21 protein-coding genes are annotated in these 22,559 nt (G+C 63.8%); 9 read left to right on the top strand and 12 right to left on the bottom strand.

Annotated features, from left to right (window positions below):
• Both EGJ34_RS22245 and EGJ34_RS13260 read left to right on the top strand, forming a co-directional pair.
• A partial coding sequence (locus EGJ34_RS22245) for a hypothetical protein (RefSeq protein ID WP_185750171.1) occupies positions 1-2,633 on the top strand: 2,633 nt, incomplete at its 5' end.
• Positions 2,626-3,042: a hypothetical protein gene (locus tag EGJ34_RS13260; protein WP_125360943.1), complete on the top strand. Its 417-nt coding sequence runs from the start codon at positions 2,626-2,628 to the stop codon at positions 3,040-3,042. The genes EGJ34_RS22245 and EGJ34_RS13260, both read left to right, overlap by 8 nt.
• A gap of 66 nt (positions 3,043-3,108) precedes the next feature.
• On the opposite strand, the gene EGJ34_RS13255 is transcribed toward EGJ34_RS13260, so the two are convergent.
• Positions 3,109-3,921, bottom strand: coding sequence for an alpha/beta hydrolase (locus EGJ34_RS13255; RefSeq protein ID WP_125360942.1), 813 nt, complete (start codon positions 3,919-3,921; stop codon positions 3,109-3,111).
• Between the two features lie 213 nt (positions 3,922-4,134).
• Here EGJ34_RS13255 and EGJ34_RS13250 point away from each other — a divergent pair, with 213 nt between their 5' ends.
• Entirely contained in the window at positions 4,135-5,064 is a 930-nt protein-coding gene (locus tag EGJ34_RS13250; RefSeq protein ID WP_125360941.1) for a GAF domain-containing protein, read from the top strand.
• A 7-nt stretch (positions 5,065-5,071) separates the two neighbouring features.
• On the opposite strand, the gene EGJ34_RS22240 is transcribed toward EGJ34_RS13250, so the two are convergent.
• Positions 5,072-5,245 carry a hypothetical protein gene (locus tag EGJ34_RS22240; protein WP_185750170.1) on the bottom strand — a complete coding sequence of 58 codons (174 nt, stop codon included), beginning with the start codon at positions 5,243-5,245 and terminating at the stop codon, positions 5,072-5,074.
• A gap of 83 nt (positions 5,246-5,328) precedes the next feature.
• On the opposite strand from EGJ34_RS22240, the gene EGJ34_RS13245 reads away from it, so the two are divergent.
• Together EGJ34_RS13245 and EGJ34_RS13240 are read left to right on the top strand one after the other, a co-directional pair.
• Entirely contained in the window at positions 5,329-6,321 is a 993-nt protein-coding gene (locus EGJ34_RS13245) for a MarR family transcriptional regulator (RefSeq protein WP_125360940.1), read from the top strand.
• Positions 6,300-7,070: a hypothetical protein gene (locus tag EGJ34_RS13240; RefSeq protein WP_125360939.1), complete on the top strand. Its 771-nt coding sequence runs from the start codon at positions 6,300-6,302 to the stop codon at positions 7,068-7,070. Before EGJ34_RS13245 ends, EGJ34_RS13240 begins: the two co-directional genes overlap by 22 nt.
• Positions 7,071-7,136: 66 nt before the next feature.
• On the opposite strand, the gene EGJ34_RS13235 is transcribed toward EGJ34_RS13240, so the two are convergent.
• From EGJ34_RS13235 to EGJ34_RS13225, 3 genes are read right to left on the bottom strand one after another with little or no spacing between them, the layout of a single operon-like run.
• Entirely contained in the window at positions 7,137-8,492 is a 1,356-nt protein-coding gene (locus tag EGJ34_RS13235; protein WP_260476990.1) for an XVIPCD domain-containing protein, read from the bottom strand.
• Between the two features lie 10 nt (positions 8,493-8,502).
• Entirely contained in the window at positions 8,503-9,009 is a 507-nt protein-coding gene (locus tag EGJ34_RS13230) for a hypothetical protein (protein WP_125360937.1), read from the bottom strand.
• Positions 9,009-9,395 carry a hypothetical protein gene (locus tag EGJ34_RS13225; RefSeq protein ID WP_125360936.1) on the bottom strand — a complete coding sequence of 129 codons (387 nt, stop codon included), beginning with the start codon at positions 9,393-9,395 and terminating at the stop codon, positions 9,009-9,011. Before EGJ34_RS13225 ends, EGJ34_RS13230 begins: the two co-directional genes overlap by 1 nt.
• Before the next feature lie 261 nt (positions 9,396-9,656).
• On the opposite strand from EGJ34_RS13225, the gene EGJ34_RS13220 reads away from it, so the two are divergent.
• Positions 9,657-9,956, top strand: a complete 300-nt coding sequence (locus EGJ34_RS13220; RefSeq protein WP_125360935.1) for a hypothetical protein — start codon at positions 9,657-9,659, stop codon at positions 9,954-9,956.
• Between the two features lie 146 nt (positions 9,957-10,102).
• Here the strand turns inward: EGJ34_RS13220 and EGJ34_RS13215 are convergent, their stop codons facing one another.
• On the bottom strand, positions 10,103-11,239 hold the full coding sequence (locus EGJ34_RS13215) for a YncE family protein (protein WP_125360934.1): 1,137 nt from the start codon (positions 11,237-11,239) through the stop codon (positions 10,103-10,105).
• Positions 11,240-11,444: 205 nt separating this feature from the next.
• Between EGJ34_RS13215 and EGJ34_RS13210 the strand changes: the two genes are divergently transcribed.
• Positions 11,445-12,308 (top strand): hypothetical protein, encoded by an 864-nt coding sequence (locus EGJ34_RS13210; RefSeq protein WP_125360933.1) that lies wholly within the window; start codon positions 11,445-11,447, stop codon positions 12,306-12,308.
• 24 nt (positions 12,309-12,332) lie between these two features.
• On the top strand, positions 12,333-13,658 hold the full coding sequence (locus tag EGJ34_RS13205) for an XVIPCD domain-containing protein (RefSeq protein ID WP_125360932.1): 1,326 nt from the start codon (positions 12,333-12,335) through the stop codon (positions 13,656-13,658).
• 245 nt (positions 13,659-13,903) lie between these two features.
• Here EGJ34_RS13205 and EGJ34_RS13200 read toward each other — a convergent pair whose 3' ends face one another.
• The 4 genes from EGJ34_RS13200 to EGJ34_RS13185 form a co-directional block, all read right to left on the bottom strand.
• Complete coding sequence (locus EGJ34_RS13200) at positions 13,904-14,917, bottom strand: DUF4928 family protein (protein WP_260476989.1); 1,014 nt, start codon at positions 14,915-14,917, stop codon at positions 13,904-13,906.
• Positions 14,914-16,269, bottom strand: a complete 1,356-nt coding sequence (locus EGJ34_RS13195) for a DNA cytosine methyltransferase (protein ID WP_260476988.1) — start codon at positions 16,267-16,269, stop codon at positions 14,914-14,916. The genes EGJ34_RS13200 and EGJ34_RS13195 overlap by 4 nt, the downstream gene beginning before the upstream one ends.
• Before the next feature lie 142 nt (positions 16,270-16,411).
• Positions 16,412-16,831, bottom strand: coding sequence for a hypothetical protein (locus EGJ34_RS13190; protein ID WP_125360931.1), 420 nt, complete (start codon positions 16,829-16,831; stop codon positions 16,412-16,414).
• Between the two features lie 158 nt (positions 16,832-16,989).
• Complete coding sequence (locus EGJ34_RS13185; protein WP_125360930.1) at positions 16,990-17,367, bottom strand: XVIPCD domain-containing protein; 378 nt, start codon at positions 17,365-17,367, stop codon at positions 16,990-16,992.
• A gap of 158 nt (positions 17,368-17,525) precedes the next feature.
• Here EGJ34_RS13185 and EGJ34_RS13180 point away from each other — a divergent pair, with 158 nt between their 5' ends.
• Positions 17,526-18,317, top strand: coding sequence for a hypothetical protein (locus EGJ34_RS13180; protein ID WP_125360929.1), 792 nt, complete (start codon positions 17,526-17,528; stop codon positions 18,315-18,317).
• A 332-nt stretch (positions 18,318-18,649) separates the two neighbouring features.
• On the opposite strand, the gene EGJ34_RS13175 is transcribed toward EGJ34_RS13180, so the two are convergent.
• Together EGJ34_RS13175 and EGJ34_RS13170 are read right to left on the bottom strand one after the other, a co-directional pair.
• The gene (locus EGJ34_RS13175) at positions 18,650-20,140 is read right to left on the bottom strand and encodes an SEL1-like repeat protein (protein WP_125360928.1); all 1,491 of its coding nucleotides are present in this window, start codon (positions 20,138-20,140) and stop codon (positions 18,650-18,652) included.
• Between the two features lie 444 nt (positions 20,141-20,584).
• Positions 20,585-21,949: a DUF1963 domain-containing protein gene (locus EGJ34_RS13170; protein WP_125360927.1), complete on the bottom strand. Its 1,365-nt coding sequence runs from the start codon at positions 21,947-21,949 to the stop codon at positions 20,585-20,587.
• Positions 21,950-22,559: the final 610 nt, after the last annotated feature.

The following is a 22,559-nucleotide window of genomic DNA, read 5'->3' as shown; positions in this document are numbered from 1 at the left end:
CACTCGACGTGGTGGCGATCGCGCGCGTGCCCGGGCGTGGTCCTGGCACGCGCACCCTGGCCGCCGCCGTTGCCGATGCGCTGGTGACCACGCTGCAGCCGGCGCTGCTGGAAGGCCACGCTGTCGACAGCTGGCAGCAGTCGCTGCAGCACACGCCCGAGCGTGCCCTGCAGCAGCTGGCTGACCGCATCCACAGCGCCCAGGGCGCGCGCCAGGGCGACCGCGCCCCCGCGCTGGTGCTGGTGATCGACCAGCTGGACGACTTCTTCCCGGAAGACGGCGACCCTGCGCAGACCGCACAGGACGCTGCCCTGCTCGGCCAGCTGGCCTGCAGCGGCCACATTGCCGTGGTGGCCGCATGCCGAAGCAGCGCCTACCCCGCACTGGCCAACGTGCCCGGGCTGCTGGCGTTGAAGCAGCCCAGCGGCCATGTCGACCTGGCTCCGCCAGGCCCGGCCGAGATCGCCGAGATCATCCGCCGCCCCGCCCAGCTGGCCGCGCTCTCCTTCGAGGAAGGCCCGGACGGCCGCCTGGACGACGTGCTGCGTGATTCGGCGATCGCCCAGCGCCATGCCCTGCCCCTGCTGCAGCACACCCTGCAGCTGCTGTACGAACACCGCGAGGACGGCGGCCGCCTCGGCTTTGCCGCCTACACCGCGATCGGCGGGCTGGAAGGTGCCCTGCGCCAGCATGCCGAAACGGTGGTGGCTGCACTGTCCCCGGCCGCGCGCAACAGCCTGCCCTACGTGCTGGTCCAGCTGGTGCGCTACTCCGCCAGTGGCGAGCAGATCAGCTGCGTGGCCGCGCCGCTGCAGGCGTTCCAGCCTGGACCCGAACGCGAACTGGTGGATGCGCTGCTGCGCAACCGTCTATTGGCAGGAACCGCTGAAGACGACGTCCCCGCCGTGCAGATTGCTCATGAAACCCTGCTGCGTGCGTGGCCGCGCGCCGCCCAATGGGTGGCTGACAACCGCGAAGACCTGCACCTGCGCGAGCGCCTGCACCTGGCCGCCACGCGCTGGCAGCAGGAGGACCAGCGTCGCGACCTGCTGCTGCCCGGTGGCCGCCTGCTGGACGAAGCGCGTGAGCTGCTGCAACGGCGTCCGCAGGTATTCGATGCCGGATCGCGCCGCCTGGTCGAAGCCTCGGCACAGCGCGAGCAGCGCCAGCGCTGGGTCAAGCGCGGTGCGATCGGTAGCGTGTGCACGCTGGCGGTGGTGGCGATGGCCGGCTTCGGCGTGGCCCACCATGCACGTCTGCAGGCCGAACAGGACCGCCAGCGCGCCGCCGGGCTGGTGGAATACATGCTGGGCGACCTCACCGACCGCCTCGAGCAGGTCGGCCGTCTCGACCTGCTGGACGAAGTGGGCACGCGCATCCAACACGACCTGGCCGGGGCCGACGCACGCAGCCACGACACCCGCCTGGAACGTTCGCGCGTGCTGCGCCAGCTGGCGCGGATCCGCGTGGCGCGCGGCAACCTGGATGACGCCGCGCCCTTGGCCAGCGAATCCCTGGCGCTGGCGCAGCAGGTGGTGGAAGAGCAACCCGATTCGGTGGACGCCCAGTTGAACCTGGGCGAGTCGCACTACTGGAACGGCTACATCGGCTTCGTGCGCAACGACACCGCAACTGCCCTGAAGCACTGGAATGGCTACCGCCAGGCCACCGAGCGCGCCACCGTGCTGCAGCCGGACCACCCCAAGGCCTGGCTGGAAGCTTCGTACGCGCTCAACAACCTCGGCACCCTCGCCCGCGGTGCCGAACAGAACGCGCAGTCGCTGCAGTTGTTCCAGCAGTCGCTGGAATACAAGCGCCGCGCGCAGGCGCTGAATCCTGACGACGTGCGCCTGCGCGCCGACCTCGCGGACAGCCTGTCGTGGGTCGCCAGCGCGCACGACCGTCTGGGCCAATGGCCACAGGCGCGGGTAGCCTACGATGAAGCGTTGAGTGTGATCGCGCAGGTGCGTGAGCGCGCACCGAAGGACGCCGAGTGGAAGCACCGCGAAGCCGTGCTGCACACGCTGCGCGGACAGATTCTTTCCAGCCTGGGCGAGCGTGCCCAGGCTCACACCGACCTGAAGGCTGCCACCCAACTGCTCGACGACATTGGCGACGCACAGCCCGAACGCAGCGACTGGGCACGCGACCGCAGCGTAACCCACCGCACCGCCGGCGAGATGGCCCTGGATGTGGGCGACATACTCGGGGCCAATGCGAACTTCAAACTGGCCAACCAACTGCTGTTCCAGCTGGTGAGAGGCAATGCGGAAGTGCGTGAACTGCCGCGGCTGCAGATCCGCGCGGCATTGGGCGAGGCACGGCTTTCGCACGCCGCCGGCATCCCCGATGCAGCGGCAAAACAGGTGGCCCGGGCGCAGCAGTTCCTGGACGCCATGCCGCCGACCGAGACGCCCAGCCGCCGCGAACGTCTGCTGCGCGCCGAAACCAACGTACTGCGCGCCGAACTGGACACCGAGCATCTGCCGGCCCACGCCGATCAGCTGCGCCAAGCCGCGCTCTGGCTGGGCAATGCAGAACAGCGCGCGACCGACCGCGAAGCCAGCGACCTGTGGAAACGACTGGCTCCATTGTTGGCCAAGCTGCAGCCGGCACCGCCGTTGATTGAATGACTTCGTGCCGGTTGGCACATTTGCAGCAGGGGGAAAAGCTATGTATGTGGTTCCGAAAGACACGTTTGTCCTCACCGTCGTGCGCGTTGGCACAGGCGGCAACACCGACGACGGCAAGTATTTCTATGGTTTCAAGCCCGACATCGTCATGGCCAGGAAGGCCAGCTACATCAACTTCGTGCTCAGCCCGGACACCTCCGAGGGCATCCGCATCGCGGCCGTTGTAGACAGCGCCGACCATGGGCAGATGGATCGCGCCGAAGTCGAGCCCGACGGGCTTTCCGCGCGCATGTACGACAACATGATCAAGCCGGCTCTCATCAATGTCGCCGTGCTGGTGAGCGACGATCACAATCCCGAGGACAAGTACATCATGTGCGACCCGCAGGTGATCAACGTTCCGGACTGATCTGACGCCACGGTCCGTATGGAGCCCGCTGTCGGGCTCCATACGATGGTGCGCGCCTCGCAAGGTTCAACGTGCGAGGAACGCCACCAGCGCTGCGTTGAACTGCTCCGGGTGGCTGGCATTGAACCCGTGCGGCGCATCTTCCACCAACACCACTTCACTGCCGGGAATGGCGGCAGCGGTTCGCTGGCCAGAGCCTTCGAATGGCACCGTACCGTCGCTGTCACCATGCAGCACCAGCGTGGGCACCGTGACCTTCTTCAGGTCTTCGCGGAAGTCGGTGGTCGCGAAGGCGTCCATGCAGGCCAGCGCGGCGGTCTGGTCCGACTGCTCGCACAGCGCAATCGCCTCCTGGCGCTGCTTTTCGCTGACCTTCAGCTCACCCTTGGCGCTGAAGAAGTCCTTGGTGAAGCCATCGAAGAAGTTGCTTCGGTGCTGCTCCAGCCCCAATCGCATCTGTTCGGCCGCCGCCTGGTCGAGCGGGCCTTCCGGGTTGTCCGCCGTCTTGAGCATGTAAGGTGGCACCGCTGCGGCGAATACCACGCTGCGCAGCCGTTGCTCGCCGTGGCGCGCGATGTAGCGCGCGACCTCACCACCGCCCATTGAAAAGCCGACCAGGGTGAAATCGCGCAGGTCCAGATCCTCCAGCACACCCGCCAGGTCATCAGACAGCGTGTCGTAGGTATAGCCATCGGCCGGCTTGTCGGAACGTCCAAAGCCACGGCGGTCATAGGCCACCACGCGGTAACCCGCCGCCTCCAGTACAGGCACCTGTGCCTTCCAGGATTCGGCCGAAAGCGGCCAGCCGTGGATGAGGACCACCGGCCGGCCGTTGCCACCGGTATCTTCTACATGCAGGCGTACGCGCGATGCAGTCATTGAAACTTCCTTGCAGCGTGAAGAGGAAGCTCCATGCTAGAAAGCGCGGCACTCAGCTGACGTGATCATTCCGGCCCGCCCGCTGACACCACCTGCACATCCGTACGGGGGCGAACGCTGAACCGGCTGTTTTGCTTCTCCACCAGCGCTTAACCCGGAAGATTCGCGGCTGCCCTACGCTAGCGTCACACCAAACGCACGTCAGGAAGCCGCATGTCCTTGAGCTCCACCCCCACCCTTGACGAAGCCGGCCGCCAGCGCGCCCTGGATGCCCTGCATGTTGTGGGCACCCTGCCTGAGCCGGCCTACGACGACATCGTCAAGGTCGCCGCCGCCGTGTGTGGCACGCCCATCGCCCTGGTAACGCTGCTGGATCGCGACACCCAGTGGTTCAAAGCCAGCACCGGCGTGGACGGCCATCACAGCGCGCGCAATGTGGCCGTATGTGATCACGCGATCCGCCAGCCCGACCAGCTTTTCGAGATCGGTGACCTGTCCAAGGACAGCCGCTTCATCGACAACCCGCTGCTGGAAGGCATCAATGCCCGCTTCTATGCCGGCATGCCCTTGGTCACGGAGGGCGGTGCGGCGCTGGGCAGCGTGTGTGTGCTGGACACCACGCCGCGCGAACTCAACGAGACCCAGCGCGATGCGATGCGGGCGCTGGCGCGCCTGACCATCAACCTGGTGGAAAGCCGCAGTCGTGAGCGCGAACAGCAGGTCGCCACCATCCTCGACCAGGCCGTCGCCGTGGAGGATGCCCCGGCACCGACCAGCGGCGGCGACTACAGTGTGGTCATTCTGGAACTGCAACAGCTGGATGAGGTTGCCCGCCGCGTGGGCGAGCGTGCCTTGGAGCGTCATCTAGGCCAGCTCGACCAGGCGCTGGAGCAGTGCCTGCAGCTGGAGCGCGGCGACAGCATCAACCGTGTAACCGGAAGTGGCGAGTTCATTGCCGTGCTCGGCACGGATGATCCGGCTGACACCCTCGGGCGCATTCAACTGGCCGCCGAAACCATCACCACCGCGCTGGGTACGCGCCTGCTGATCGGTGCCGCGTCCACCAGCACCGGCGAATCCAACAACGTACTGTTCGCACGCGCTGACCGCGCACTGAGCGAAGCCAAGGACGCGGCGCGCTGACGCGCCGCTAGTCCCCGCGCGGCAACTTTGCCGCCCACATGTTGTCGACCAGATTCGGATAGGCGCGCCCGTTTTCCTCGGCGCGCTGCCTGGCTGCGTCCTTCTGTGCGTGCGAGAGCGGCTGGCCCTTGCGGGCTTTCGGGTTGGGCTTTTTCCAGGGGGGTGTGGTGGATTTGGGCATGACACGTTTGCGGCCGGATATCATGGATTTACACCATAACATTGATGATGTTATGGTGAAATCATTGGTTACGGAACCGTGCAATGCCCACACTCATCGACGACGCCCAGCGCTACCTGGCAGATCTCCTGCCGGGCGACGTGTCCGATGTGGGTATTTGGGAAGCACGAGCTCTGCCCTATCTTCTGCAGGACGCGTTTGAACTCGGTGAGCTCGATGTTCATGGCCACAAGGTCATTTTGGCAACCGCCAGAACCCCACAGCCGCAACAGATCCTTCAGCGCCTGCTTTTTCGCCTGCGCGACGCCACACAGCAAAGGGTGCTTTACGTTGCCGCTCACCTGACCACATACGAACGCAGAAGGCTGCTGGCCGAGCGCGTAGAGTTTGTCGTCCCCAATAGTCAGCTTTATGCGCCGAGCCTGGCGCTGGATCTGCGCGAACGGCCCGCAACGTCGGCACCGCTTCCCGAAGTGCTCTGCCTGGGGCCCGCCACGCAGGCTGTTCTGCTTACCTTGCTGCTACACGAAAGCGACAGCGTGGCGACGCTTGCCATCGCCCGGAAGCTTGGCTATTCCCCCATGACTGCCAGCCGCGCCAACCGTGAACTGGAAGCTGCGGGGCTGGCGCACGTTTCCAAGGCAGGCTCGCACTCCATGCTGTCGCTGGTTGGCTCACCATCTCATGTGTGGGCACGCGCCAAACCACTCATGCGCAGTCCGGTCGCGAAGGAGTTGCATGTTGCAGCCATCCCGCCCGTACATGCCGGCCTGCTGAAGCTGGCCGGAGAAACCGCCTTGGCCGAACTCACGTTGCTCGCAGCGCCCGAGGAACGGGTACTTGCCATCGGTGCAAACGATTGGCGTGCGCATGGATCGGCATTTGAAGTGCGCGAGCAAGCCGATGCCGACACCGTCAAACTACAGGTTTGGTACTACCACCCGTGGCTCTGGCAAAACGGGGACACAGTAGATCCGCTTTCTCTTACGCTCAGCCTCCAGCACGTGTTTGACGACCGTGTGCAGATTGCACTGGACGAACTGGAGCGTATTACGTGGCAGAGGTCAAAGGACTAGCGCTCTTCCGCGAGCGCTTCGCAGCACATCAGGACAAGTACGTACTAATCGGCGGCTGTGCACTACATACAGTTCTCAGCCAGGAGGGGGTCAGCGCACGCGCCACCAAAGACCTGGACATTGTGCTGGTCGTTGAGGCCATCGATGCGACGTTTGTAGCTGCGTTCTGGCAGTTCATCCGAGACGGTGGCTACTCGGTCGGCGAGTGGGGAGGCGGCGAGCGGCGCGGCTTCTATCGCTTCCAGAAACCGGATCATCCTGACTACCCGGCGATGCTCGAGTTGTTCAGCCGGACGCCCGATCTCCTCATGCCCTTGATGTACGGTTCCCGCTTGACCCCGATTCCGGTGCACGAGGGCATTGCCAGTCTTTCCGCCATCCTGCTCAACGACGATTACTACGCGTTCATTCTCGGCGCGCGCCGTTACTTTCTTGGCATGCCCTACGTTGGCGAGGAGTGCCTCATTCCATTGAAGGCCCGTGCATGGCTGGAATTGAGGACCAGTAAAGCCGCCGGCAACCCGGTCGACAGCAAGAACATCCGCAAGCACCTGCGTGATGTGCTGACACTTTCCCAGGTGCTCACGGCGGAAAGCCGGTTTGCGGTGAAGCCACGCATTCTGGAAGACATCAGATGCTTCGCCCGAGAGGCGCTCGAAGAGAATCCAGATGTTTCCTCATTTGGACGGGCGGCCACGGCTCAAGGCATGTTCCAACGCATCGTTGCCGCATACGTGCCTGAGAGCTGACGGTTGGTTCAGCCGGGCAAGCCCGGCTCTACGCCATCCGAATCCGTCACCGGTACATCAACCGACTCAGCCCACCCGCGGACCCTGCTGCTGCAACAACTGCTCGTTCTGCTCCTGCTGCCGGCTCTGCGCCTGGGCCGGTGCGTCCACACCCTGCAGCCGCTCCAGCGACGCTTCCAGCGGCGCGTTCAACGCCTGCTCGGTCGGCATGTGCGCGCGACGGTGTGCCGGATTGGCCGGGTCCCCCTGCACCACGAAGAACGTTTCGCCCTGGCGCTTGGTTTCGGTGGCATTGCTGAGGAACACATGGTCCACGCGTGACAGGCCGCTGTCCTGAGCGAGGCACGCCGCACTGGCCGCCATGCGCTCGCTGTTGTGGTCGAACTGGCGGCCCAGGGTGGCCTCCAGGCGGTGCATGGCGTCGCGCGACTGAGCCAGAAGCGGGTTTTGCGCTGCGGCGGAGTTCAGATCGACCTGTCCCTGAAGCGGGGCATAGGGGGGCTGTTGGTCAGGCATGCGCGGATTCACCTCGGGCGGGAACATCGGTGGAGCAATGGTCCGCATCGTAGCAGGATCCAGGTCACCCGTTGGTGGAAGTCCGTTCGCCTCTTGGAAATTGATGACTGCGCGCTGCATGGAGAGCCGGTAGACGCCGTCTTCGGTAAGGGCGTAACCATCCATCCCGGTATAACCAGCTTCGTTGAGACGGCGTTGCAGGTCGCGAACAATGAGCGACGATTCGCCGATTCTGAACGTGCGATCGTCGACCACTTCACGAGCGTCTATCCCGGCCTCCCGACGGCCGGTATCTATGGCAAGTCGACCGGACACCAGGTCTTCAACATAATTCTGATATTGACCGTAGTAACGGGTATCTACCTCCATGTGGACATGGATCGCACCCGTCATCTGCTGGTTCTGAACCCCCAGCGCCTGCCCGTACTCAATGATGTCACCTTCCTCCACCAGCAGCGGCGACATGTGACGAACCCGGGCAATGACCTCGCCGTCCAGTCTGTCCAGCACATCCACTCGCCCCGACGCGGCATGGACATGACCAATGACACCGCTAACCGGAGATGGAACATCCACTGCACGCGAGGCTGGCCCCGCAGGAAGCCTTGAATCTTCCAGGATGAAGTCCTTCTTCAGGAGCACCTGATGGGACGTCAGACCAAATGTACGCTCTTGGCGCGCAACCTCCACTTCTTGAATCTCGCCACCCACCACCCCGAATGATCGTCCGCTCTGACCGCCCACCACCGCTCCATCCACAACGCGCGCGTTTCTGTTCGTCTGCGGATGATGCGTAACCAACCCTTCGAAATCCTCCACGCCTGCATTGCGCGCGCCGGTTCTTTGAGACCACTCCAGTTGAATGACACGGTACGCCGGTAGCGCCGTCGGATTCTGCGTACTCAATTGCTGCCCCTCACTCCCGTAGATTGATCGCGCGTAGAAGTTCCCAGCAACCGTTGTTCCGCTGGAACACATAGCTGTCACTCTCGTACTCCATGCCAAAAGTGACCCTGTACGTGCCGGCAGGCTGGCCCTCTATGGCTACCGGGGCGACGAACTCTCCACGCCTCATGCCTTCCAGCGATTCCGCGTTCGTGCTTACGTCCTCCGGAACATACAGGTCGAACTGCGAGAGGTATCTGTAGCTGAATCGGTCAAGGCGTGCCGCGCCGTATTCCTCCACGACTCCATTGGGAGTCTCGAACTCCAGTGGTTCGCGGGTGAACTGATTTCGGAGCGCAATCGCCTGCGGGGATGCGAAATCTTTCAGAAACTCGCTGAACTCAGTTGCCGGGCACCGGAGAGCGGCCGAGCCGCTCTCACCTGAATTGAGCTTTGCGGCCACTGCTGACGTTGCGGTGCAGGCAGTCAATAGCACGCACGAGACGACAACCCCGACGTGGTGCAGAAATGGGCCCATCACTGGCACCTGCTGTAGCTGCGCGCTGCGCTACCGTCCGTGATTGTCAAATGATCACCCTTCAGCACATAGATTTCGTCTACCACAATGCCCGGCGCGATACTGGACTCTGTTGATACACGCCAGGCGACAGGCTCGTTCGAAATCCGGGAAATGCTTCGTAGCTTGTCTGTGTTCTCGTAACCAAGAACGCGATTGCTCTGGAGTTCGATGGGCGTATCAGAATCGGGGTTCACCGGGAGCCTGCATGCCGCGGGGCCCAGGTCCCACGTGCCAACCAGTGCCTTCGGGAACTTTGCCGCCCCGGATGCGCTTGCCGGACACACACCTACCAACGCCATGACACCAATGCCGACTGCCAGTCGAACCGATGCTCCAATACTCATGACCGCATCTCCTTTGCCATCCCAATTGGGGAACCACGGCCATTCTGCCCGCGCTGATGGTCGCCGTGTATAGGAGAACTCCTAGGCGGGACCGTGAAGTCTGTGGTCTGGGCTGGCTTGAGAAGCACTTGCCCGGTTGGGCTACTGCGTTAATGAGTCGATCGTTGTTATCGGCAGACGTCTTGCGACCGTCTCTACCGAAGCGGGTATCGCGTGGTGATCATCCCGATGCGTCCCAAGGACGCCCCAATCTTGCCGCGCATGCCATTGCGCCTCGATCAGATGCTGCGCCAGTACGCTGCGGTGCCGTTGGCGCTACAGGGGGCGCTCGCGGATGTTTTTGACGTTCCGGCTCTGGACGTAAGCGTGGCGGACGGCGACGTACGGATGGGCGTTGCCGGCACCGGGCGCAGCGGTCGCCTGCTGCCGGTGTCACCCAATCGCTTCGTGTCCCCTGATGTCGACGGACTGCAGGCGGAATTCCAGCGCGACGCGTGGGGAGATGTGGCGGGATTGGTGCTGAAGCTGGGTGATGCGCGGGCGTATTACCTGCAACCGTAGAGCCACGCCCTGCATGGCTTCGCGGTTCCCGGCGAAACGCAGCCGGGCAAGCCCGGCTCTACGCTTCTTTCTGCTGCATCGTTCCGGACCGCGATGGACACGCATGGCGTGTCCGTACGCAATTTCCGCATGCGCGTGGTGCGCCGTTACAGCGCGATGCGCGCCACCGATTCCTCACTGCCCTTCTCGTCCTTGTCCCCATTCTTGATGGTCACGTACAGGACGTTGTTCTTCGCATCCAGCGCCAGGCTGTTCGGGTGGGTCGGCACTGCATAAGTGGCGACCTGCTTGTAGCTGTTGCTGTCATACGCGGTGACCGTGCCCGCTTCGCGGTTGGTCACGTACAGGCGCTTGCGCGGGGCATCCAGCAGCAGGCCGAGCGGGCCGGCGTCGGTCGGAATGCTGGCCAGTTCCTTGCCGGTCTTCGGGTCCAGCACCAGCACGCGCTTGCCGGGGTGCTTGGAAACAAAGCCCGGAATGCTGTTGCCCTGGTACTTGCGGATCATTTCCAGACCCTGGTCGGTAACGAACAGACGCTTGCCGGTCGGATCCAGCGCAAGGTTCATCGGCTGCTCGGCGGTGACCTTGAAGCGCTGTTCAACCTTCGCGCTTTCGGTGCCCACGGTGACCACTTCACCCAGCAGGTTCGAGGTCAGCACGCGCTTGTTGGCGGCGTCGAACACCAGGCCCGGAGCCTTCGCATTGCCCAGGCCCGGAATGGTGTTGATCAGCTTCAGGCTCTGCGTGTCCACCACGAACAGCACGCTGCCCTCGCCCGAGTGACCGGTGACGTACAGGCGGTTGTTGGCCGGGTCGACCACCAGCTCGCGCAGGTCGTGGGTGTAGGCGGCCTTGCCGTCCTTGCCGACCTTCTTTTCCATCAACTGCACGATGCCGATGGCCATGTTCTGTGCGGTGTCGACCACGGTGACCGAGGTGTCCACGGTGTTGCCCACGTACAGGCGGTTGTGGGCGTCATCGAGCACCACACCGAAGGCCTTGCGCTCCAGCGGAATGGCTTTCTCCACCGCCAGCGTTTCCGGGTTCAGGCGCAGCACCTGCGAGGGGCCGGCGGCATCGCCGAAGCCGCCCGAGGACGCGACGAACACGGCGTTCTGGGTCGGGCTGAAGGCCAGCTCGTACAGGCCCTGGGCAACCGGCTTGCGGACCACATTGGCGGCGGCAGTAGCGGCGGTTTCAGCGGCAAACGCCGAGGGTGCGCCCACGGTGAGCGAGATGGCCAGGGCCAGCGCGGCAGAACGGAACAGGGTACGGGGGTGCATGCGAGCGTCCTTCGAAAGAGGCGGAGGAGGTTGGCTCGCGCGGCCGCGGGAGGGCGGCCGACCCACGCACCGAACGGCGTGGGCAGGCTGGCTGAGGGCGATATGGTAGCAGAGGTGGGCGGCGGAGGCAGATTGCGACATGGTTCCGGCCGCGTTCCGGAGCCCCCGCCTATACTGGCCGCACTCAATGCAATGGAATGGCCCTATGCGCGTGATGTCATCCGGCCGGTGCGTGATGCTGGCACTTGCCGCTGCGGTCTGCACCAGTGCGTGTGCCAAGGCCCCACCTACGGAACCAGAAAGGAGTTCGACCATGTCCGAAGCCACCCAGACCGGCCGCACCGTCAACGGCCATACCTATACCGACGCGCCCGTGGACGTGAAGCTGGGACCGAACACGTTCCGGATTCCGGCGAACTACCTGGACAGCCAGATCGCGCCGTGGCCGGGTGAAGGGGTGAGTCTGGTGATCGAGTGGCCGGATATGGGGCCGAGTGCGCCGGGGGCGCGGGCGGAGCCGCGTACGAATGATTTCCGGAAGGAGATCCGGATTCTGGTGGACTATGTGGACCGTCTTCCGATCGAAACGGCGGTTGACCGACAGGCCAGCAACGAGGCGATCTCCGAGGAAGGATCGCTCGAGCGCAGCAATCCTGTTGAGCGGCTCGATCTTCGTGTTGCGCAGGGCGAGAGGTTTGGTCTGACGCCCTACACAATCGATCCGACGCTGATGGATGAGTATGCGCAGGCTTACGAGAAGAAATATGGTAAGCCGCACCCACGAAATCCGGCATTCGCAGACGACTGGTATGTGGCACGCGGACCACAAGGACAACTGACCACAATCATCAAATGTGACAATACCAAGTACCGCAAGGACGGCGTAGTGCTACAGGGCAATGATGTCATCAGCGTGGAAGGTGAGATCGCTGCCGGATGCCACCACTATCTCGTCGACATTGGCAACAGTCTTGCCATACGAATGAGCTACAAGCGCGCGTTCCTCAAGGATTGGCAGGCGATGGAGCGGGCCATTCAAGATCTCCTTGCCAACACGCAGATCAAGTGAAGACTTCTTCTAAAGGAATAGATAATGAGTGGCTTGACCCAGAAGGATATTGAAATCCTCAGCCAGTACGCAGAGGAAGGAAACCGAGAACTCTACTGGAACTATATTTCTCAACTTCCGGGCGCGGACGGGTACGGAGCGCTGGCGCTTGGAGTGGTACGCAATGACAGCATTTCAGGTCAGGTTGCGAACAGCTACGCCCAGTCGTATGCACGCAACCAACACGACGAGGGGTCCCGTTTTCCCAACACGACTTTGTCCGAACGGCAATGGGAGGAGTTTGGGCAGACGCTGCTGAAGGAAGACTTGGCGCTCCGGCGGGAACTGCTGCGTGATGGCTACCCCGACCGCGCACTGAATCTTCAGGGAAAAGATGTCATGCGCGCACATGACCAGGCGTTTGAGAAGCACTCATTGGACCCCAATTGCTGGACGCCCCGCCTTCTGCTGCAAGCCACACTCAAGAAGAGTGGCGAGCAAAAGATGGAGCAGGTTTGGTCGACAATGTTGAAGAATGATCTTGTAGGAATCGCACGCGTGGGCAAAACAGGCTTCGGGGCCATTGCGCAGATGGGCTTGGTGGACGGTGGTGCTTACGTTGGCAAGCTGACCTTGATCGAAGCAGCCCAATTGACGGAAGGGCGCGACAACGCCGACCCCAACGTGATTGGCGGCAACAGTTCCTACTCCGTGTACTTCCCGAATGAAGACAAGTGGGCCCGCGTCTCCACACGCGGGGGTGTAGGTACGTTCCACGAGATAACCGATCCTGCCCGCATTGCAGAGCTGAACGATGCACGAGCAGTCCGCATGGAGCGTCAACAGAAGGCCACTGAGTTCCACCAGGATGACCACTTCCGCACGGTTACACCGAGCCCGAAGACACTGGTCATGGATGAGTTGCCCAGCCGGAATTCGCCCGCAGTCCGCTTGGCCGACATAGGCCCCGGTCATCCAGAGTACCCACTGATGCAGCAAGTCCGCGAACGGGTGGCCGCATTGGATGCAAAGCAAGGGCGCACGTTTGACGAGTTCAGCGAACGCATGACCGCCAGCGTGATGGCGCTGGCGCGGGCCAACAATCTTGAGCGCGCTGACCACGTGGTGCTGAGTGCTGCTACCGCGGAGCATGGACCTGGGCGCAATGTGTTCGTTGTGCAGGGCGATCTGCATGATCCTGCCCACCGACGCGCGGCGATGTCCACACAGGAGGCGGTGCAGACGCCTGTGGAGCAGTCGTTGCAACGGTTGGAAGTGGCGAGTGCGGATCGGCAGCAGGCGTTGGCGCAGAGCCAGCAGCAGGAGGTTGATCAGCAGGCGCGGGAGAATCCGGCGATCCGGATGGGTTGATGCGGGAGGGGTGGATTCCGCCGACGGCGTCTCGTTGGTGGGGTCCATGCGTTAATGCGCCGATTGGAGTTATCGGCAGTCGTCTTGCGACCGACTCTACCAATGCAGCAATGCCGGGTGTTTGATGGTGTTCCATCGACCGCGATGCATGACAGCGGTAGGGTCGGTCGATAGACGACCGCCGATAGCAGCGCAACGATCGGTAACGCATGACCCCGGATCAACGCCGTTACGTCCGACCCCGTTTACTTCCCGCCGCTCATCTCAATGCGCAGGCTCGGGTCGGTCTCGTGGTTGTCCACCACGTCGTTGTACGCGTCCACAATCTGCTGAAACACCTCACGCCGGCCATCCACACTGAACCGCCCGAACTGCAGCACATTGGTCGCCATGAACTGCTCGAACTCGATCACGTCCACGCGATCGTGAATGCCGACGTTCTCCAACAGCCCCTCGGCGGTAAGCAGGCCACGACGCGTAGTGACGATCACCGGCCGCTTGCCCTTGCCCAGATTCTCCCCGCACTTGCGGATCAGGCTCTCTGACGGCGCAGTACTCACATGCACCGCCACATCGCCGAGGTCGAAGTCACCGTGACGGTCGGGCTTCTGGTCACTCTGGTTGGAACCGTGGTGCACCACCAGCGCCTTATCCGCTTCCGGCAGCACCACCTGCAGGGTGGCCCCGACCAGATGCTGCATCATCGTGCCCAGGTACATGGTGCCGCCAGCCTCCTTCTGGCGGGCTTCGGCCTGCGCGGCAAGGTGGCGCACGGCGGTGCGCAGGCTCCACGCGGCGTCCAGCTTCATGCTGAAGGGCTTGCCGGCGAAGAACGCCTCCACGCGGGTGATCCAGAAGCGCTCGGCGGCGGCCAGATCCAATGCACCGCGCAATGCGCTCTGCTCGTTCAAGAACGCCACATAGCCGCGCATGAAGCCGATGCTGCCGCGACTGGTGCGGCCGCCCTCCTCCGCCAGTACGCGGGTGATGCCGTGCTGGGCCAGGATGGCCTGCACTGCGGCACGGCCCAAGCCCAGGACCTGCCCGCCCTGCTCCGTAAGCAGGTCGTCGGCGTTCAAGGAGCTGCCGTTCGCAGCGGCGCGGCGGGCGTGGTCGTTCACCACCAGCATCACCGCCAGCGCGCCTTTTCCTTTTACCTTCGCCTGCTGGCTGTAGCCGGCCAGCGCGTGCAGGAAGTCGGCACCGCTCGTTGCCACAGGTTCCGGCAGCGCAACCCCTTCTGCAGGAAACAGACTCACGCCGCCGCCTCGGCACGCTGCGCATGCTGTAGCAGCGGTTCGAAGATGTGCTCGGCGAGGTGGCGCACCACCGGCACCGCCACGCCGTCGCCGGCAATGTGATACGCGTCGTTGTAGTTCGGCGGCAGGCGATACGAATCGGGCAGGCCCATCAGGCGTGCGGCTTCGCGCGGAGAGAGCAGGCGCGAGCGGATCCTGCGCCCCTCCACCACCAGAATGCTCTGGCGGCTGGAACCGCCGGACGGCGTGCGCAGGCAGCCGGCAATATCGTCAAAGCGGACCTCGGCGCGCTGCACCTTGTTGCCTTCTTCATCCAGGCGGGTGCGCTTGTACACCCCGCCCACCATGCGGCGGCCGGCCTTCTGCGCCTCACGCACTTTCTTGCGGTTGGCCTCGCTCATCATGCCCAGCAGCTTCTGGGTGCGCTCGGCGGTGTCCCACTTCACCCCGGTGGGCGCGTCTTCAATCACGTCCACGAAGTGCAGCGCGCGCGCCGGCGGCGTGGGCAGGTTCCACCACAGCCAGTGCTTGCGGGCGGCCTTACTCAACCCTGCCACCGCTTCGAGCATGCGCGGCGGATGCCAGGTGGGATGCGCTTCGCTTCCAATCAACGATGCTGGCACTTCCACATCATCGCGCACGCCCACGATGAACACCCGTGGGCGCGACTGCGGCACGAAGTGGCGCGCATCCACCATCAATGCACCGAAGCGGTAGCCGGCGCTGGAGAACGCCGTCCCAATGGCGGCGAAGTCGCGGCCCTCGTTCGAGGTGAGCACGCCATACACGTTTTCCAGCACGATGATGCGCGGGGCGCGGCCTTCCTTCTGCAGCGACTGCATAAGCCGCCAGAACACCCAGAAAGTGCCCGAACGCGTCTGCTGCTTGTCCTGCCAGTGACCGATGCCCTTGTACGCGCCCGCCAGCGACAGGTCCTGGCAGGGAAACGAGGCCCATGCCAGGTCCGCCTCATGCGCCAGTTGTGCCGGCGTGACGTTGTTGATGTCGTCCACCAGCAGGTCGTGGCCGCCGTTCCAGTTATCCCGGTAGGCGCGGCCTTTCATCGGCTCGAAGTCATTGGCGAACAGGCACTGCCAGTCCGGCCCAAGACCCGCACGGGCCATGCCGCCACCGGCGAAGAATTCGTAGAAGCGGTGCCCGCCCTGGCTGCTAGCGACACCCGGGGCCTCCGCTGCGCCGGTGTCGCGTGCCAGCTTGTCCTCGATCGCCCGGGCGATCCAGCTGCTCATCGGCACCTTGCCACCGTCCTGATGGCACAGGCGCTCGATGGCCTCGTGCTGCTCGGCCGAAAGACGCAGGCTGGTGCGACGCTCAGGGGCGGGGGCTTTCATGTGGTGCGGAGCGTCCAGTACAAGTTGGCGCCAAATTTTGGCTCCCTGTGATGATACGGGATCGCGGTCTCAGGGCAAGAGATTGGGGGGGGTGGGCATCGGCTGAGGGCTGGTCGAAGCCACGCAGGGCGTGGCTCTACGGTCAGGGTTTGGCGAGGGCCAGGGCTGCTGCTATGACGTTGTTGGGCTCCAGCTCCAGCAGATCCTGGGGGCAGAGGCCATCCAACAGACGGTTGCCGGTGCCGAACCACAGCGCCATGCCCCAGCAGTCTCTGTGCGGGGCCAGAATCCGGGTGACCCTGCTCATCGCCAGGGTGGGACGGAAGCCGTCGGCGTGGTCCAGGCCATAGCCTGGGAAGTACTCGGCTCCACCGCGCTGGATCGCGAAGATGATGCCCTTCTTCTTCCACACGTCGGGCTGTACGCGTAGCGGGTAGTCGCTCATTTCGGCCAGCGCGATGATCTGCGCGGCGGTGAGCCAGTCACCGGTTTCCCAGACAGCGCGGCGCGCTTTCTCTTCCAGTGCCTGGCGGTCGTTGACGAGGTGATGGGTCGCGTTCATTTCACGCTGCTCCTTGCGCTTGCGGGGTTGCCCGACTGCTGTCCTTGCGGCATGACACCAGTCGGTGTGCTGCGTGAAGGATAGGCGCGTGTGGAGATGCGAAGTAGAGGCTATTGCGACTTCGTGATGACGCGTATGGTCGCCTTTCGTGCCGGCCTTCAGCGCGAGGCGTCGTCCTCGTCCGGCGGCGTGACCGCTGCCATGGTTTCCATGCTGGCACGACGGTGGCCCGGATTGTCGAGGTCGCCTTCCACCACGAACACGTTGTGTGCCGTGGGGTACTCGTCGGTGGGATTGCTGAGCACCACGTGGTCCACCCGGCTCAGGCGATGGGCCTTGGCCAGGGCAAGCAGACTGCTGGTGAGGCGTTCGCTCACGTCATCGAAGGTGCGGCCATGGTCCTTGTCCAGCCGGGTCACGTGCTGGCGGATCTGCTTGTACATGGCGTGGTCCGGATGCTGCGGCAGCGCCGGGCTCATCGGTTCCAGCGGCAGGTCATCGCGCGATGGCGGTGCGGACTTGGGGTGCTTGGACACTACGCGGGTTCCTTCCTTGCTGCCGGTTCAGTGGTACCCGGACATTGTGGTGTAGATCGGAGCGTAATGCGACCGCGGGCGCACCATCAGTCCACCACAACGTCTACACTCTGGATGCAGGCGGCCGCCGGCCGCCTTCCCAATGACAAGGATGCAACATGGACGTCGCCACGCTGCGCACTCGCCTGCTCGGTTTCACCGCTCTGGTTACCCTGGCCGGTACCGCCCACGCCACGGTTGTGCTGCCCCCGCCCAGCCCACTGTTCACGCAGGATGCGCGCCTGCACGCATTGACCAGCCTGGCCGATGCGGCATCACCTGAGAACGTGCCGGACCGGGAAACCCTGGTGACCGCGATGATGATCGCCATGGATGTTGCCGACCCCGCGCTGGTTCCCCGGGCGGACGCCGGCACAGGGGTCCTGCCCGACCTGCATGCCGCCTGCGACAACGGGCAGCGCGCCACCGTACAGCTGGTACGTCTGGCACAAGCCACGCCGGAGCCTGCCGAAATTCTTTCCCGCCTTTCAGTGGCGCTGGACCGCACCACCAACATTGCGATCCTGTGCGGCGCGCGGCAGCTCAATATTCAAAGCCGTGAGCTGCTGGAGCGCGGTGTCGGCAGCGGCGATGCGGCGAAGCTGGGGGAGATGCGGCGGCTGTTCGATGACCTCAAGCCCAAGATCTCCATGCTGGTGATGGGTGCCACGCTGACCGACCTGAATCCCAACAGCCGCGCACGTACCGCTGAAGAGGCGCTGCCCGTACTGCGCGAGGTGGCCAGTGCGATGACGCCTGAGCTGCGGAAGGAAACACTGGAAGCCATCGACAAGACGCTGCAGAAGGATGCCGCCGAGGGACGCATTGACAACGACGTACGCGCGCGGTTGACAGAGCCCTTCCACGGGGATGCCTGTAGCGAGAGCTGCAAGGTACTGGGAAGCGCCTAGGCGACCGCCGGTAGCGTCGGTCGATAGACGACGACCGATAACGATGATCGGCACGGTGACGCGTGAACACCAACGCAGAAGCGCGCCTCCGTTCGATGGTCATGCGTCCCAGCAGCGATTGATGTCAACGGCCGTCGTCTGTCGACCGACGCTACCCGTCCCGCCACCCGGCCGAGTCGCATTGCGCTCCGATCCACCTCAACGATGGTGGATTAGGTAGCGTCGGTCGGTAGACGACGACCGATAACGATGATCGGCACGGTGACGCGTGACCACCAACGCAGTCACCCGTCATTCCGCAGACAGGCATCACGCCCGCACCAAGCAGCGGCTCACTCCGCGGCTTTCATCTCGAGCAGACCGCGCTTCAGCAGGTCCACCGGCTCACCGTTCACCGTCGCGGTGGCGCTCTCGATCCGGAAGTCGGGACGGAAGGCGCAGAACTCCTCGGCCTCCAGCGGAAGCAACACGCTGGAGCGGAATGGATCTGCTTCCCGACCATCCAGTCCTTCCTTCATCGTGTTCAAACCCAGGGGGCTGAAGGCAAGCGTACGCCTCGTCGTGCCGCCCCGGTCGCTGGTCAACGTCACGGTGATCCGGAGGTTGGCTACCTCGCCCAGCTTGTCCGTGGTAACGACGAACTGGGGTTCACACGCGACGCGACCGTCACGCCCTCCGTGAAACGTGGACGCATGCTCCAGGCGCAAACCTGGGGGTGACAAGCCAGCAGTGCCGCGGGACTTCTGATCGGCATGGCACCTGGACAGGAACTCCGAGGCATCGGCCGGATCAGGACGTTGTCCACGCTGCAACTGGCGGTACTGGAGCGCTTTTGGACAATCCGTGGCCACGCCTTGACCGTTGTAGTACATCCAGCTCAGGTACCGCGGCGCACGCGAGGACTGTTCTTCCATGGCCCTTTCGAACAGGGCAAGCGCCCTGGGGTAATCCACCGGCACGATCTGTCCGAGATAGAAGATCTCCCCCAGGTTCATCAGCGCGTCCCTGTCGCCCTGGGCGGCCGCGCGCTCGAACCAGGCCACGGCCTGCTGCGGTTCGCGATCCGTACCCCAACGACCTTCGAGATAGGCTTGACCGAGCAGGTTCTGCGAGCTCGGCTCGCCAGCGTCTGCCGCTCGACGCCACCATTTCAGCGCCAGTGCATCCTTGTCTTCCACCCCGGCGTAGCCGCGGTTGTAGAACGTTCCAACCCACTGCAGCATCTCCGGATCGTTATCCTGGTCCGCCCAGAAGCGCGCCAGACGGAGCACATCGCGCCGACCGAATCCAATCCGCTCCATCAGGTTGCGATCATCGGAGGAAGCCGATCCTACAAACCGATCCAGGTATTCGATGACCGGCAGGCGCATTTCGACATCTTCCTCAGCCTCAGCCAAGCCCTTGTAGACAATGCGTCGGCGGCGCTCGAGCAGCTCCACATCGGCCACGCCGTCCTTGCTGATCTGGCGGACGTAGCGTTCGGCTTGCGCGGCGTCCATGGGCACACCTATTCCGAACTCATGGAAGTACGCAGCCTGCGCGCATCCACGCGTGCCATCGATCTCGCAGGCGCGCGCATGGTTCGCGACGGCCAGCCCTACGTCGCGGTCTGTACCCAGGCCATGCTCACGGAGGAATCCAACGGCGACAAGCGCATCGGGATCAGGCTGCGCTGCCAGCTTGAGAAGGTCGTTCCAGGCGCTCACATCACGTTGGGCGGCTCGGTCAAAAAGCCGGTCGACCGTATCGGCGGAATGGGCGGAGGCCACAGCGGAACAGCATGCCAGCAGCGTGGCGGCAAGGGTCTTCAAATGAATCTGCATCTCAGTCCAGAACGAGCGGCGCAAGCTTTTTGTGGCGTATGGAACGAACACATTGTATCGCGCACGCTGGGAAACGGCCTGCTTCAGCAATTCCAGACCCGGAAGTGCCAACCGGTAGCGTCGGTCGACAGACGACGGCCGATAGCGCTGATCGGCACGTTAACGCATGACCATTGAACGGAGCAGCGCGCCTGCGTTCGATGGTCATGCCCTAACGAACGTTGCCCGTCCCACGGCGGTCGTCTATCGAGCGACCCTACCAGAGTCACTTCAAGACCCGGAAGTGCGGACTGGTAGCGTCGGTCGACAGACGACGACCGATAACGGTGATCGGCACGGTGACGAGTGACCACCAACGCAGAAACGCTTCCCCGCTCGAACGCCACGCGTCCCAGCAGCGATTGATGTCATCCACCGCCGCAAATCGCCGCCAGCACCGCGCAATCAACCCGATTCGACCACCGCCGCCACGCCCTCGAACCGTCGGCTCGCCAGATCTTCCCGCGTAATCCAGAACGTGGCCTGCCCGCAGTCGCCAAAGTTCAACCCGATGGCCGAATCGTGCGCCAACTGCAGCAGGCACACGGCGTCCCCGTCCACTTCGGGCCCGCAGCTCTGCAGGAAGCGCGCATGCCCCAGCATCTGGTGCGGGCGCGCGACCACGCACTTGCGTCGGCCATCTTTGTGCCAACCGTAGCTGTCATCGAACGGAAGCTGCTCATCTGCAAGGTCGCGGTAGTAAGACGCCGGAATCATCTCGGCCACCTTCGGCGAACCGCCTGCGTAGGCAATAGTCGCCAACAGCGCCTTTGTGAACACATCACCCAGATCCCGGTGCGTAATCACATCCTTACCCCGCTCTTCCGCGGCCTGGCTCAGCACCCATTCCCGGAATACCACGCGCGTTTCCTCGTCAGGCTGTTCTTCCCAGCCAATCTCCGCCGCGCGCTTCACCCACGCCATGACATCGGCGTATTCCTTCTGCTCGCGCGTCGCCCGGTTGCGGTGATGCGCGATGATGCGCGCCAGGCGGTCGATCATGATGCCGGCCTGCGGATAGTCCGTCTGGTAGCCCAACCACACGGCCGGGAAGCGCCAGCCACCGCCTGAAGGCTGCTCCCAGCGATACTCCGATCCCATGCGCGGGAACAGCCCGGTGGCCGCCACCAGCGCACCGGCGCGCAGCTCGCACAGCCGTTCGCTGTAGGTCTCGTAGCTCACGCGAGGGCGCGCGCCCTCCACCACATCGGACTCCGGCCAGGTGTCCATGCGCCGTGCAACCAGCGGCCAGCGCGTGTACACGCGGGGGCCGTCCTCACCGGACAGCAGCCAGTTGGGTTCCGCGTGCGGGCCATTTTCGGCTTTGACATCCTGGATCGGGCGCAGGTCGGCCGGCGGCTGGCGCTCGGGCTGATCGGCCGCCACCGTTTCGGCATACAGCACACGTACGCGCGGCTGCGCCTCCTCCTCATTCCAGATCTGTTCTTCGTCGCTGACGGCGAAGAAGAACAGCATCCCTTCGCGCGGCATGTCCGGGTCCAGCGGCGGCAGCTCGGCACAGTCGATCTGCGCCAAGAAGTGCATCGGCACCTCGTCGCCGTAGGACACGCCGCGTGGCCAGTCCAGATGTGGGGGAAGTTGTGGGAGACCGCCCAGATGGCTGCGCACATCCGGGAATGCGGTCGGCGGGTAGATGCGTTGGAGCACCAGGCCGGGCTTACGCTGCTGGTCGAAGAGGGTATCCAACTCGGCTTCTGCGGCATGGTTGCGCACGGAGGGGCTGAACGGGGAAGTGGTGGGCTTGTCCATGTGCGGTGGTGCTCCGTTTGGGTGGGCTTGGTCGGTTGGGGCTTGGCAGGGAGAGGCGCGCTTACGCTCGGGGCACCAGGCCCGGTAGCGTCGGTCGACAGACGACGACCGATAGCGCTGATTGGCACGTTAACGCATGACCATTGAACGGAGCAGCGCGCCTGCGTTCGATGGCCATGCCCTAACGAATGTTGCCTGTTCCACGGTGGTCGTCTATCGAGCGACCCTACCAGAGTCAGCGATTTCCGGCGGAGATGATGCTGCCCAACCCTCTTCGTTGATTCCGGCGGGCCGCCACTCTCTCAGGTGGGCGTGGTTGTTAGCCCGGTCTAGCCGGCAGCCTGTCAGGATTGAACGGGTTTTTCTATCGGAAAAGTCTGAGAGTCACCCACGAGCCGCCAGCCAGCCCTGTAGCGACGCGCCATGCGCGTCGAGGCCTTGATGTGAGTCGCAAAAGGCAGCCGGGCAGAGCCCGGCTCTACGGGGTATGCTGCGCCATCACTCACGGAGATGTTGATCATGGAAGAACAGAGGGGTTCACCCCCGTTTTCACGGACACTTACAAGAAGGCCGATCCAGGCCATGAGGAGTGTTCATGTCAAAGCGTAGA

This window comes from Stenotrophomonas sp. 278 (assembly GCF_003935715.1).
Lineage (GTDB): Bacteria > Pseudomonadota > Gammaproteobacteria > Xanthomonadales > Xanthomonadaceae > Stenotrophomonas > Stenotrophomonas maltophilia_AH.
This window is presented reverse-complemented; position numbering and strand designations above follow the sequence as displayed.